Source organism: Jejuia spongiicola (assembly GCF_023502325.1).
GTDB classification, from domain to species: domain Bacteria; phylum Bacteroidota; class Bacteroidia; order Flavobacteriales; family Flavobacteriaceae; genus Wocania_A; species Wocania_A spongiicola.
Genome location: NZ_JAMFLZ010000005.1, coordinates 196,280 through 210,042, shown reverse-complemented (window position 1 = coordinate 210,042; position 13,763 = coordinate 196,280). Strand labels below are relative to the sequence as shown.

Genomic DNA, 13,763 nt, shown 5'->3' with positions numbered 1-13,763 from the left:
AATGATTTTAAAAGGTTTTAAAGAAAAATCTAATAAAAAACACCTAAATAAACTGTTGTCGCAACGCGAAGTTAATGTTGTAGATAATAAGGTAGAAAGTTTAGGAGTTATCTTAAATATTGATGAAGTTGATGATTTTGAGCTGTTTAGAGCTTTAGCAGATGATATTAATGTGCGCCCAAATAGACTTAAAATTATAGCGTTTTCAACTAATAAAAAAGACAACCTAAGCACTTGGGATGAATGTTTTAATCCTAAAGACTTTGGTTGGAATGGCAGCATTAAAAACATTGAGTTGCAATCGTTTTTAAATACAAGTTTTGATGCCTTGATTAGTTATTATACTAAAGATGAGTTAGAATTAAAATTGTTAACAGCAACATCAAAAGCGAAATTTAAAATTGGCATTTTGCAAACAGATGCACGCTTAAACGATTTAATAATAAAAACTAGTTTAAACGAATTTGACGTATTTAAAAAAGAGTTAAATAAATACTTAACTATATTAAATAAAATTAAAAATGAGTAGTAAGTTTATAGGTACTGGAGTGGCATTGGTGACGCCATTTAAATCAGATTTAAGTATAGATCATACAGCCTTAACAAATATTGTTAATTTCAATATTGAAAATGGTACTGATTATCTTGTTATTTGTGGTACAACTGGAGAAAGTGTTACCATTACGAAACAAGAAAAGCAGGAAGTAATTCAAACAATTTCCAAGGCTAATAATGGTAGAGTACCAATGGTTTTGGGGATAGGAGGTAACAATACTATGGCGGTTATTGAAGAAATAAAGGAAACCGATCTAAGTAATATCGATGCTATTTTATCGGTTTCACCATATTACAGTAAACCTACACAGGAAGGCATGTATCAGCATTTTAAAGCTATTGCAGAGTCATGCCCTATAGATATTATTTTATATAATGTTCCAGGGCGAACATCAAAAAACATGGAACCAGAAACCACGTTGAGGTTATCTAAAGATTTTAAAAACATAATAGCCGTTAAAGAAGCAGGTAATAATGTTGCTCAATACTTGCAATTATTAAAGAATAAAACAGAAGATTTTTTGGTGATTTCTGGAGATGATGATTTAGCGCTTAGTGTTGTTTTAGCAGGAGGATCGGGAGTTATATCGGTTATTGGGCAAGCCTTTCCTAAAGCTTTTTCAGAAATGATACGTTTAGGACTAAAGGGAAATGCAAAAGCTTCTTATGATATTCATTTTAAGCTCATGGATATTGTTAATTATATTTTTGAAGAAAATAATCCAGCAGGAATAAAGGCTGTTTTTGAGGCACTAAACCTTTGTCAAGATACAGTTAGGTTACCATTAGTTCCAGCATCAAATCCGTTGAAAGAAAAAATAGCAGAATTCGTAAAAGACTTTAAGTAATGTTAAATATAACTTAAACCTTACTGTTACTGCAATTCAACATTTATTTTAGCAGAGAAATTATATTTTTAAAATCCATAATAATAACTTAATTTTGCATTCTGTTTTAAAATCTATGAAGAAGTTTTTTTACATTACAATTACACTAACTATTTTAAGCTCTTGTAGCGAGTATCAAAAAGTTTTAAAAAACGAAGAGATAGCTCCTAAATTTAAAATGGGAGAGGCTTTGTACAATGAGGGTAAATATTCAAAAGCGAACAAGCTTTTTGCTCAAATTGTACCAAATTATAGAGGGAAACCTCAAGCTGAGAAACTAATGTTCTTATATTCCAATTCATTTTATAAAATGAAGGACTATTATGTAGCTGGTTATCAATTTGAACGTTTTGCTTCAAGTTATCCTAAAAGTGAAAAATTAGAAGAGGCCTCGTTTTTAAGTGCCAAAAGCTATTATATGCTTTCGCCTATTTACTCTAAAGATCAAAAAGAAACTGTCGAAGCTATTGAGAAACTTCAAGCTTTTATTAATTTATATCCAGAATCTGAATATAGTAAAGAGGCTAATGAGTTAGTTAAAGAGTTGGATTTTAAATTAGAAAAAAAAGCATTTGAAATTGCTAAGCAATACAATAAAATTGCATACACTTCTATTGAACTTGAGGCTGCTATAAAATCGTTTGATAATTTTATTTTCGATTTTCCAGGATCTACATTACGTGAAGATGCTTTGTTCTATAGATTTGATTCTGCTTATAAGCTAGGGATAAACAGTGTAGAATATAAAAAAGAAGCTAGACTAAAAACAGCAAAAGAATACTACGAAGCTTTCAAAAAGAAATATACAAACTCAAAGCATATTGAAGCTATTGATAATATGGCTATAGAGATTGATGAAACATTAAAAAATTACAGCACTAAAAGTTAATAAATTATGTCAATGGATTTAAAAAAAACCAACGCTCCGGTTAATACAGTAACTTACGATAGAAATCAAATAGATGAGCCAACAGAAAATATCTATGAATCAATTTCTATTATAGCAAGACGCGCTGAACAAATTAATTCAGAAATTAAAAAAGAACTTATTGATAAGTTAGAAGAATTTGCAACTTACAATGATAGTCTTGAAGAAATTTTTGAAAACAAAGAGCAAATTGAAGTTTCTAAATTTTATGAAAAGTTACCAAAGCCACATGCATTAGCAGTTCAGGAATGGTTAACAGATAAAATTTATCACAGAAATACAGAAGAAGATTCTCAGGAATAAAATTATTATGAGTATTCTAAGCGGCAAGAATATACTATTAGGAATTAGTGGTGGTATTGCCGCTTATAAAACGGCTTCATTAGTAAGGTTGTTTGTAAAATCGGGCGCAAACGTAAAAGTTGTAATGACGCCATCTGCAAAAGATTTTATTACACCACTAACATTATCCACACTTTCAAAAAATCCAGTGCATTCATCTTTTACAAACGAAGATGATGATAACGCTGTATGGAATAATCACGTAGATTTAGGTCTTTGGGCTGATGTTTTTATTGTTGCACCAGCAACGGCAAACTCATTATCAAAAATGGCAAATGGTGTTTGTGATAATTTGCTTTTGGCTACTTATTTATCAGCAAAATGTCCTGTGTATTTTGCACCGGCAATGGATTTGGATATGTACAAACATCCATCAACACTTAAGTCTTTTGAAAAACTTAATGCTTTTGGAAATATAATGATTCCTGCTACAAGTGGAGAGTTAGCTAGTGGTTTAGTTGGTGAAGGAAGAATGGCAGAGCCCGAAGATATTGTTACTTTTGTTGAAAACGACATTTTAGATAAGCTTCCGCTTCGCGGGAAGAAAATACTAATTACAGCAGGACCAACTTATGAAGCTATCGACCCTGTTCGCTTTATTGGAAACCATTCGAGTGGTAAAATGGGGTTCGAAATAGCTAAGACATCCGCTAATCTTGGCGCTCAGGTTATTTTAATTACGGGGCCAACACATCAAAAAATAAAACATTCATTAATTAAAGTTGTGCCAGTAGTTAGCGCACAAGATATGTACAATACTACTCATGAATACTTTGAAGATGTTGATGTAGCTATACTTTCTGCGGCTGTTGCAGATTTTAAGCCCAAAGAAATTGCTTCTCAAAAAATAAAAAAAGCAAGTTCTACGTTAAGCATAGAGTTGACTAAAACTAAAGATATTTTACAATCTTTGGGACAAATTAAAAAACAGCAATATTTAGTAGGTTTTGCCTTAGAGACAAACAACGAACTTGAAAACGCAAAAGGAAAACTAAAAAGAAAGAATTTAAATTTAATTGTTTTAAATTCGTTAAACGATAAAGGGGCTGGTTTTAAAACCGAAACCAATAAAGTTACTTTTATTGATAATAATGAAACAATAACCGAATTTCAATTAAAGTCTAAAGCAGATGTTGCTAAAGATTTATTAAACGAAATTATAAAACAAATTGATGCGTAATATCATATTAATTTTATTGGTATGCTTTAGTTTTAAAGGATTTTCGCAAGAACTTAACTGCAGTGTTGTTGTTAACGCCTTGCAAACAGGTAACGAAAATTTACAGATTTTTAAAACCTTAGAAAAGCAACTAAACGAGTTTGTTAATAATACTAAATGGACTAATAAAACTTTTACTAATCAAGAGCGCATTAATTGTAGTATGGTAATTAGTATTACCGATTTTAGCGGAGAGGCTTTTCAAGGGACTCTGCAAGTGCAATCTTCACGACCAGTTTTTGGATCTTCATATAGTACACCAATTTATAGCTTTAACGATAAAGATTTTACATTCAGATATTTAGAGTTTCAAAATTTAATTTTCAACCCTAATCAGTTTGAATCTAATTTAGTCTCGGTATTAGCATTTCATATTTATATGATATTGGCGCTTGATGCCGATTCTTTTTCAGAAAAAGGTGGTGATTCCTATTATCAACAAGCACAAATCATTACTAATTATTCTCAGCAAGAAAACTTTAAAGGCTGGAAAGTAGAGGACGGTTTACAAAGTAGGTTTGCATTAATTGATAATGTATTATCTCCAACTTTTAAAGAATACAGAGATGTGATGTATAGCTACCATATTCAAGGATTGGATATTATGAGTGAAAAAGCAAAAGAAGGGAAAGAGCAAATAGCTGATGTTTTAATGCGTTTTAAAGCCATGAATAGTCGTAGGCCAAACTCTTTTTTATTACGTACATTTTTTGATGCTAAGGCAGATGAAATAGAACAAGTTTTTTCAGGTGGACCAAATGTGAATATTTCTAGCCTTAAAGAAACACTTCAGAAAATTGCCCCTACACAATCTACTAAATGGAGGAATATTAAATTTTGAATGTCACAGCACAAGTAAAAGACATTTACTATCTTTATTTTTACAATTTATAATTATCTAAAGACCATTGATAACTTCACTTTCAATAAAAAATTACGCTTTAATTGATAATCTCCAAGTCGATTTTAATGGAGGCTTATCAATTATAACAGGAGAGACAGGTGCTGGGAAATCGATTTTATTAGGTGGATTGTCTTTAATACTCGGCAAGCGTGCAGATTTGAATAGCTTAAAAGATACTACTCAAAAATGTATTATTGAAGCTGTTTTTGATGTTTCACATTATAATTTAGAGCCACTTTTTGATGCTGAGGATTTTGATTATGAAACACAAACTATTATACGACGAGAAATTTTGCCTTCTGGAAAATCTAGAGCATTTGTAAACGATTCGCCTGTAAATTTAGCTAGTTTACAGCTTTTAGGAGAGCGGTTAGTTGATATTCATTCACAACATCAAACGTTGCAATTAACAAGCAACGATTTTCAGTTTCAGGTAATTGATGCTTTGGCTAATAATGATGAATTATTACAAAGCTATGCTACAGAATTAAAAGCATATAAAAAACTTCAAAAGGAACTACAAGAACTACATAACTTTCAAGCTGAAGCGATTAAAGAACATGATTATAATTCGTTTTTATTGAATGAATTAGTTGAAGCCAATTTAATTGAAGGTGAACAGCAAGCCCTTGAAGAAGAATACGAAACTTTAAATAATATTGAAGGGATAAAAGAAAAACTTTCTGAATCCTATCAATTATTAAATGATGAGCAAATTGGTGTTTTATCAACGCTTACTACTATTAAAAATAACCTTCAAAATATCGCTGGATTCTCTTCAAAATACGAAGACTTATTCAATAGAGTTAATACCAGCTTAATAGACTTAGACGATGTTTTTAATGAAATTGACATATTACAAGATAACCTTGAAGCAAATCCAAATAGGCTAGAAGAAGTGGACTCAAAGCTAAAAGTATTGCATAGTTTAATGCAAAAACATGTTGCTAGTGATGTTTCAGAATTAATCAAAATTAAAAATGACTTAGAAGAAAAAGTTGCAGTTACACAAAATTTAGATATTACTATTGATAAAAAACAATCTGAAATAAAATCTAAAACAAGTCAACTTAAAAATATTTCAAAGCAAATTAATAAGAAACGTTCTGAAGTTATTCCACAATTAAAGGAGCAATTAGAAACTGTTTTAGCAAGCTTAGGTATGCCTAATGCTCAATTTAAAATGGATGTTTTATATAAAACTGAACAATTTTTTGTAAACGGACAAGACGAATTGTCATTTTTATTTTCGGCTAACAAAGGAGGAAACTTTAACGAGCTTAAAAAAGCCGCTTCTGGAGGGGAATTATCAAGAATAATGTTAGCTATAAAATCAATATTATCTAATTACATACAATTACCAACCATTATGTTTGATGAGATTGATACTGGGGTTTCTGGAGAAATATCAAACAAAATGGGCGATATTATGGTGCAAATGAGTAAATCGATGCAAGTATTTTCTATTACACACTTACCGCAAATTGCTGCCAAAGGGCACTCGCATTTTAAAGTGTATAAAGAAGATGTAAATGATACTACACAAACCAATTTAGTTAAACTAAATCATGATGAGCGTATTATTGAGATAGCTCAAATGCTTGGCGGTACAGAAACATCCTCTTCAGCGATTGCCCATGCAAAAGAATTATTTAATTAAGAAAAGTTAAAAGATTAGTATTTTTGAACACAAATAAACCAATCAACATATGTCATATAATTTATTAAAAGGAAAAAAGGGAATTATTTTTGGAGCACTAGACGCTAACTCAATTGCTTGGAAAACTGCAGAACGAGTTCATGAAGAAGGTGGGCAGTTTGTGTTAACCAATGCTCCAGTAGCAATGCGCATGGGGCAAATTAATGAGTTAGCCAAAAAAACGGGTTCTCAAATTATTCCTGCCGATGCCACATCTGAGGAAGATTTACAAAATTTGGTTGCACAGTCTATGGAAATTCTTGGTGGCAAAATAGACTTTGTTTTGCACTCTATAGGGATGTCAATAAATGTTAGAAAAGGAAAACATTATACAGACCAAAATTATGCATGGACGCAAAAAGGAACCGATGTTTCGGCAATGTCTTTTCATAAAGTAATGCAAACTCTTTATAAAGCTGATGCTATGAATGAATGGGGGAGTATTGTAGCTCTAACTTATATGGCAGCGCAACGGGTGTTTCCAGATTATAATGATATGGCTGATAATAAAGCATACTTAGAAAGTGTAGCACGTAGTTTTGGTTACTTTTTTGGGCGCGATAAAAAAGTACGTGTTAATACCATTTCTCAATCTCCAACGCCAACTACAGCTGGTAGTGGGGTAAAAGGATTTGATGGATTTATAGCTTATGCAGATAAAATGTCACCGCTTGGAAATGCTACGGCATTAGATTGTGCAAACTATACCGTATCATTATTTAGCGATTTAACAAAGCGTGTTACTTTACAAAACCTTTATAATGATGGAGGTTTTAGTAATATGGGAGTTAGTGATGCCGTTATGAGTACTTTTACTGGAGAAGAATGATATTAAAATATTAAAATGAGCCATCGTTTTTACGATGGCTTTTTTATTTGGATTAGTTACATTTGTTGTATGCAATTACGGTTTTCTTTTATCATTCCTGTTTATAATCGTCCTGACGAAATTGAAGAGCTTCTCCAAAGTTTTGTTGAGTTGGATTCTACAACTGAATATGAAATAGTAATTGTTGAAGATGGCTCAACCATATCATCAAAAAAAGCTATTGAAGCTTATAAGGGTAAGCTTAATATATCATATTATTTCAAAGAGAATTCAGGTCCGGGAGATTCTCGTAATTTTGGAATGCTACATGCTAAAGGAAATTATTTTATCATTTTAGATTCCGATTGTATTTTACCAGCCAATTATTTAAACGAAGTTGAAAAAGGCTTAAATACAAATTATGTAGACTGTTTTGGAGGTCCAGATGCGGCACACAAGTCGTTTACAAACCTTCAAAAGGCTATTAATTTCTCAATGACATCAATTATTACTACTGGAGGCATTCGAGGTAATAAAAAGAGTATTGATACCTTTCAACCACGTAGTTTTAACATGGGTATTTCAAAAGAAGCGTTTATTGCCTCAAAAGGGTTTGGGCGTATTCACCCAGGTGAAGACCCAGATTTATCGATAAGATTATGGAATTTAGGTTTTAAGACTGGGTTAATCTCAGAAGCTTTTGTGTATCATAAACGTCGTATTTCTTGGAGTAAATTTTATAAGCAAGTCCACAAGTTTGGTTTAGTTCGTCCAATTTTAAACGTATGGCATCCTTCAACTAAAAAAATAACATATTGGTTCCCGACGTTATTTTGTATTGGGTTTTTACTATCTGTCTTGCTTTTTTTTGTTAAAGTAAAATGGGGACTAATAGCTTATATGTTGTATTTTGTAATAGCTTTTTTGGCAGCTTTAGTATCAACAAAAAATATTGTTGTGTCTTTTTTATCTATAGCAGCTATTAGCGTTCAGTTTTTTGGGTATGGATACGGGTTTTTAAAATCTACTTTTGCTATTGGTATATTTAAAAAGAAACCAGAGATACATTTTCCAGAATTATTCTTTAAATCAAAATGAGAAAGAAAATAAAATCAGATATATCCTCATCAATTAAAAATAGAAAAATAAATGTGTTTTTTTTGTTTTTGTTTTTGGCGTTTATCATTTTAATCTTTACAAAACTATCAAAAGAATACACTAATACAGTTGCCTTTAATATTAATAAAAGTAATGTACCACAGGAAAGTGTTATTCTTAATGATTCGAGTGCTATATTAAATATCACACTTAAAACACATGGTTTTAAATGGCTTACTTACTATTTTAATAAACCAAAGGTTACAATTGATTTTGCTAAAGATGTCATTAAAATTGATTCGACTTTTGTTTGGAGTAAATCTAAAGCGTATTTATTGGCTAGTACACAATTTGGTAAGCAAGTTGAATTGCTAAATATTTCTCCTGACACTTTAGTATTTAGGTATGATACAAATTTGGTTAAAAAAGTACCTGTGGTTTTTAATAGTAATATAAAGTTTAGTTTGGGGTTTGATATAGCAGAACAATATGAAATCACTCCAGATTCTATAGAAGTTATAGGGCCACATGTATTAGCATCACAGGTAAATAATATTGAAACCGAACTTGTTGAAATGGATAATGTTAAATCTGATATAAACAAAATAGTTAAATTGAATTTGCCAGAGAATAGTAATGATTTAAAGTTTTCCAATAAAACAATTAATTTAACAGCAAACGTTGAAAAATTTACTGAAGGCACATTAAAAGTACCTGTAAGTATAAAAAATGGACCAAATAACAAAACGTTAAAGTACTTTCCAAAAACGATAAATGTTGTTTATTACACCAGTTTAAAGAATTTTAAAGCAATTGGGGTCAAAGACTTTAAAGTAGAATGTGATTTTAATAAAACGACTAGCAATCAATCTTTTTTGTTGCCAGAATTGACAAAGTCTCCAGAAACGGTGAAGCACGCGAAAATTGGACAACAACAAATTGAATTTATTATAATAGAATGATTATTGTTGGATTAACAGGAGGAATTGGTAGTGGTAAAACTACAGTAGCTAAACAATTTTTGGCACTAGGGATACCTGTTTATATAGCTGATGAAGAAGCTAAAAAATTGATGCATAAATCTAAAGTTATTAAAAGAAAACTTATTCAGCTTTTTGGAAATAAAGCATATGTAAATGGAGAATTAAATAAATCATTTATTGCAAACATTATTTTTAATGATAGCAGTTATTTAAAAAAAATGAATGCTATTATACACCCTAGAGTTGCTAGACATTTTGAAAAGTGGACATTAAAACAAGTTGCGCCATACGTAATAAAAGAAGTTGCTATACTATTTGAAAACGGAGGAAACAAACAGTGCGACTATGTAATTACAGTTATCGCTCCTTTTGAGTTGAGAATTGAACGATTGCTAAAAAGAGACCATACCACAAGAAATAAGCTTAATGCTATTATAAAAAATCAATGGAGTGATGACGATAAAATAAAACTATCCGACTTTGTTATTGATAATACTACACTCGAAAGCACAAAAAAACAAGTTGTTAAAGTGCATGAAGAAATCTTAAAAAAATGCATTTAATCCATAAACTTTAACATTTTTGTTAATGTAAGGTTAAATGATATCTGAGCTAAATGTTAAAATGTTAATTTTGAATGATGAGCAAAAGAATATTCATCCTATTGGTACTTTTAATGAGTTTGTCCCTTATAGGTATCATATTCGTTCAAGCTTATTATATTAAGGATTCTGTTGATAATGAAGAAAAACGTTTTAAATCTAGTGTAACTAGGGCTTTATATGCAGTTTCTAATAAAATAGGAGATGATGAATTTGAAAAGCTTTTTCAGAGATATCAAAGATTAGATAAAGAAAAAAAGAGTGATTCAGCAGCAGTTTCTCAGCTATTTATCTATCAACAAAATAATAACACAAAAGAAACACTTATTTACAGAAGTGGAGTTTTAGAAGAGAACTATAAATTGTCTTCATCGCTCTTTGACATTGGTTTAGATAGTATTAATGTTCAAAATATACTTGGCGAATCTCAAATTCAAGTATTTAATGATATAGAGTTTTCAGAAAGAGATTTATCAAAAAGCCCAATACTAAGTATTGTTAATAGTGGTAGTATCGCTGAAGCTCAAAAAAACAGTCTTGAGAAAAGTTTTAAAGCTATGTTGTCAAGAAAACCTGTTCACAAAAGGATTTCATCAGCAGAAATAGAGAAACTACTTGAAAATAAATTAAAAGAAGGTGAGGTTGATATTGATTTTGAGTTTGCTATTTATAGTAACGGTTTAGCAACTAAAGTGCATAGTGATGGATTTGAAAGAGACGAAGCATCAACGTTTAAAGTTCCAATTTTTCCTAATGAAAATAATCAAAGTAGCTATAAATTATTAGTAAACTTTCCTGATGACAAAAAGTTTATTTTGTCGTCTATTATGGGTATGATTTTGTTATCTATAATTTTTACATCAGTTATTATTTTAGCATATTCAAGTGCTTTATATCAATTAGTTAAGCAGCGCAAAATATCTCAAATTAAAACTGACTTTATTAATAACATGACACATGAGTTTAAAACACCTATTGCTACAATAAATTTAGCTTTAGATGCCATAAAAAATCCAAAGATTATTGAAGATAAAGATAAGGTTATACGTTATCTTAATATGATAAAAGAAGAAAACAAACGAATGCATGCTCAGGTTGAAAATGTTTTAAGAATATCTAAACTAGAAAAAAATGAACTAAATATTAGTAAGGATAGAGTTGAGTTGCACGACTTAATCGAAGATGCATTAACACATGTGCAGCTTTTGATTGAAGATAGAAATGGAACGATTGAAACATACCTAAATGCTGAGAAATCGTCAGTTTTAGCAAGTGAAATGCACTTTACTAATGTTATCGTTAATATTCTGGATAATGCTATTAAATATTCTCCAGATATTTTAAAAATTGAAGTTATTACAGAAAATATTGGAACCAATATTTTATTAAAAATAAAAGATCATGGTAGCGGAATGAGTAAAGCTGCCTTAAAGCGTGTGTTCGAAAAATTTTATAGAGAACATACAGGAAACATACATAATGTTAAAGGTCACGGGTTGGGCTTAGCTTATGTAAAACGTATAGTAGATGACCATCAAGGTTATGTAACGGTTGAAAGTGAAAAAGGAAAAGGGAGCACATTTATAATAAAGCTTCCTATAATAACATAAACATGGAAGAGCAAAAAAAGAGAATTTTATTAGTAGAAGACGATCCAAATTTTGGAACTGTTCTTAAAGATTATTTAATAATGAACGATTACGATGTTGTTCATGCTAAAAATGGTATGGAAGGTTTCGAAAAGTTTAAAAAGGACGATTTCGATTTATGCATTCTTGATGTTATGATGCCTTATAAAGACGGTTTTACTTTAGCTAAAGAAATAAGGGAAAAAAACACTGATGTACCAATAGTATTTTTGACAGCTAAAGCAATGAAAGAAGATGTTTTAAAAGGTTATAAAGTAGGAGCAGATGATTATTTAAATAAACCTTTTGATAGCGAAGTGCTTTTAATGAAAATAAAAGCTATAATGCAACGTAAAGCTACTGAAACTATTTCTGATAGTAAACAATTTGAATTTAAAATTGGAAGCTTCGATTTAAATTCCAAGTTACGTTTTTTACGTTTTGATGGTGGAGACCCAATAAAACTATCACCTAAAGAAAACGAATTATTGCGTTTATTAGCCTTGCATGAAAATGATTTAATGCCGCGTGAACTAGCACTTACTAAAATATGGAGAGACGATAATTACTTTACTTCTCGTAGTATGGATGTTTATATTGCTAAATTACGTAAGTATTTAAAATTAGATGAAAAAGTAGAAATACTTAATATTCATGGAGAAGGATTTAGATTAGTGATAAATTAATATGTTATAGCTTCAATAAAAGATTTAGATTACTAATTTTTATTTGCAAATTTAAACGCTTCAGAAGTAGTGTAATACTTAACAATCATATTTGGAATTTCCCAAGCAGGCATGTTGTCTTCTTTTAGATATTTTAAGAAGTTTGTTGTAACCTGTTCAAAATGTTGCTCGTGACCAATTTTGTATTCTTGAGGAATATCTAAAAACCAGGTTTTATTATCAAGCCTTTCTAGTTTTACTCCTGAATATTTTTGATTGATAGTTGTACTAATAGCAGTTTTTAAGTTTTCTTCAAACTTAGATTCGTCTTCATTAGCATTCATTTTAATATATAATTTTGGCTTGTAATTTTCTTCTGCACCTTGCTTTATAATTAAATCGCATTTGGTTCCTCTCATTATACTATAATGAGTATCTCCTGTTCCTTCTGGGGCTTGAAAATTCCATATAACAGATGTCTTAGCTATTTTTCCTTTTATTTTATAAATTATAGAACCGTTACAGTTTATACTAAGTAATTCTCCATCCAAGTCTTTTTTTAAAAAATCTGGAAATTTATCGGCACCGGTTACTTTTTTAAACATTTTTTTTGATAGACTAGTTGTCCAATGTTTAGCATTAATAATTTTAATGTCAGATTTTTTCAATATAACATTAGGAAAAGCTTCCCATTGCACTAAATCTACCAAATGCGTAGATACATCATTTAATCCTTCTCCACGTTGCTTAGTATCAAAAAACCAATCTGGTCTTTTTAAAGGTTTACCAGAAACGTATTTAAAAAAATGATGTACACTTTCTTTAGTTATAGCGGGTTTTTCAGGAGTGCCATCTACTAATGTTCCAAAAACACTAGTGTTCATAGAAAGCTCACGCTGTAGTATTGTAGTAATCTCAAAACGTTCTGTCATGATATCATAAACCAATAAACCTTTCTCAGCAGCAGTTTTAAAAATGTTTTCTAAAACCTTAAACCCTTCAGGATTTATAACCATTGGCTTATCGGCATATACATGAATTCCTGCATCAATAGCTGCTTTAATGTATTCTATTTTTTTATTATTCTTACCAGAAACTACCATAACATTTCCAGGTTTTTCAGACATCATTTTTTGTAGGTAGTCATTGCCTTCATAAACATTTTCTACCCATTGTGTTGGGTTTTCTTCTCTAGTATTAAAACCTTCTATACGTGCAAGATGGTCTTTAATATCTGGTCCTTTTGGCGCATATACATAAACATTATTATTTACTTGTTTATACATCGATTTTTGAACTAATGCGGCATGAAAATGTCCAGGATTTAATGTCATTAAAGTAATTTTACCTTTATTGTTGTCACTTTCTTTAGGTGTTTCTTTATTTTCAGATTTGCCTATGCAAGCAACAAAAAAGAGGCTATATATAACTGCTAAATACTTCAT

Annotated in this window: 14 protein-coding genes; 13 read left to right on the top strand and 1 reads right to left on the bottom strand. The window is 30.4% G+C overall.

The genetic code is table 11. From position 1 onward, the window contains the following. The first annotated feature begins 1 nt into the window (after position 1). The 13 genes from M3P09_RS13240 to M3P09_RS13180 all read left to right on the top strand — a co-directional run bounded on the left by M3P09_RS13240 (position 2) and on the right by M3P09_RS13180 (position 12,339). Positions 2 to 529, top strand: a complete 528-nt coding sequence (locus M3P09_RS13240; RefSeq protein ID WP_249973499.1) for a DUF6913 domain-containing protein — start codon at positions 2 to 4, stop codon at positions 527 to 529. Then, positions 522 to 1,403 carry a 4-hydroxy-tetrahydrodipicolinate synthase gene (dapA, locus tag M3P09_RS13235; RefSeq protein WP_249973498.1) on the top strand — a complete coding sequence of 294 codons (882 nt, stop codon included), beginning with the start codon at positions 522 to 524 and terminating at the stop codon, positions 1,401 to 1,403. Before M3P09_RS13240 ends, dapA begins: the two co-directional genes overlap by 8 nt. A gap of 115 nt (positions 1,404 to 1,518) precedes the next feature. Beyond that, entirely contained in the window at positions 1,519 to 2,331 is an 813-nt protein-coding gene (locus M3P09_RS13230) for an outer membrane protein assembly factor BamD (RefSeq protein WP_099563228.1), read from the top strand. A 12-nt stretch (positions 2,332 to 2,343) separates the two neighbouring features. Continuing rightward, positions 2,344 to 2,673: a DNA-directed RNA polymerase subunit omega gene (locus M3P09_RS13225; protein WP_034040273.1), complete on the top strand. Its 330-nt coding sequence runs from the start codon at positions 2,344 to 2,346 to the stop codon at positions 2,671 to 2,673. A 7-nt stretch (positions 2,674 to 2,680) separates the two neighbouring features. Continuing rightward, positions 2,681 to 3,892, top strand: a complete 1,212-nt coding sequence (gene coaBC, locus M3P09_RS13220; protein WP_249973497.1) for a bifunctional phosphopantothenoylcysteine decarboxylase/phosphopantothenate--cysteine ligase CoaBC — start codon at positions 2,681 to 2,683, stop codon at positions 3,890 to 3,892. Then, positions 3,885 to 4,772, top strand: a complete 888-nt coding sequence (gene porD, locus M3P09_RS13215) for a type IX secretion system protein PorD (protein WP_249973496.1) — start codon at positions 3,885 to 3,887, stop codon at positions 4,770 to 4,772. Before coaBC ends, porD begins: the two co-directional genes overlap by 8 nt. A 67-nt stretch (positions 4,773 to 4,839) precedes the next feature. Further along, positions 4,840 to 6,495, top strand: a complete 1,656-nt coding sequence (recN, locus tag M3P09_RS13210; protein WP_249973495.1) for a DNA repair protein RecN — start codon at positions 4,840 to 4,842, stop codon at positions 6,493 to 6,495. Positions 6,496 to 6,544: 49 nt separating this feature from the next. After that, positions 6,545 to 7,363 (top strand): enoyl-ACP reductase FabI, encoded by an 819-nt coding sequence (locus tag M3P09_RS13205; RefSeq protein WP_099563224.1) that lies wholly within the window; start codon positions 6,545 to 6,547, stop codon positions 7,361 to 7,363. A 69-nt stretch (positions 7,364 to 7,432) separates the two neighbouring features. After that, a complete protein-coding gene (locus M3P09_RS13200) occupies positions 7,433 to 8,440 on the top strand; it encodes a glycosyltransferase family 2 protein (protein WP_249973530.1) in 1,008 nt (335 codons plus the stop codon). After that, complete coding sequence (locus M3P09_RS13195) at positions 8,437 to 9,402, top strand: YbbR-like domain-containing protein (protein WP_249973494.1); 966 nt, start codon at positions 8,437 to 8,439, stop codon at positions 9,400 to 9,402. The genes M3P09_RS13200 and M3P09_RS13195 overlap by 4 nt, the downstream gene beginning before the upstream one ends. After that, the gene (gene coaE / locus M3P09_RS13190) at positions 9,399 to 9,986 is read left to right on the top strand and encodes a dephospho-CoA kinase (protein WP_249973493.1); all 588 of its coding nucleotides are present in this window, start codon (positions 9,399 to 9,401) and stop codon (positions 9,984 to 9,986) included. The genes M3P09_RS13195 and coaE overlap by 4 nt, the downstream gene beginning before the upstream one ends. Positions 9,987 to 10,060: 74 nt before the next feature. After that, the gene (locus M3P09_RS13185; RefSeq protein WP_347709811.1) at positions 10,061 to 11,635 is read left to right on the top strand and encodes a sensor histidine kinase; all 1,575 of its coding nucleotides are present in this window, start codon (positions 10,061 to 10,063) and stop codon (positions 11,633 to 11,635) included. Positions 11,636 to 11,637: 2 nt separating this feature from the next. Then, positions 11,638 to 12,339, top strand: coding sequence for a response regulator transcription factor (locus M3P09_RS13180; RefSeq protein WP_099563219.1), 702 nt, complete (start codon positions 11,638 to 11,640; stop codon positions 12,337 to 12,339). A 32-nt stretch (positions 12,340 to 12,371) separates the two neighbouring features. On the opposite strand, the gene M3P09_RS13175 is transcribed toward M3P09_RS13180, so the two are convergent. Next, positions 12,372 to 13,763 (bottom strand): putative oxidoreductase C-terminal domain-containing protein, encoded by a 1,392-nt coding sequence (locus M3P09_RS13175; RefSeq protein ID WP_249973492.1) that lies wholly within the window; start codon positions 13,761 to 13,763, stop codon positions 12,372 to 12,374.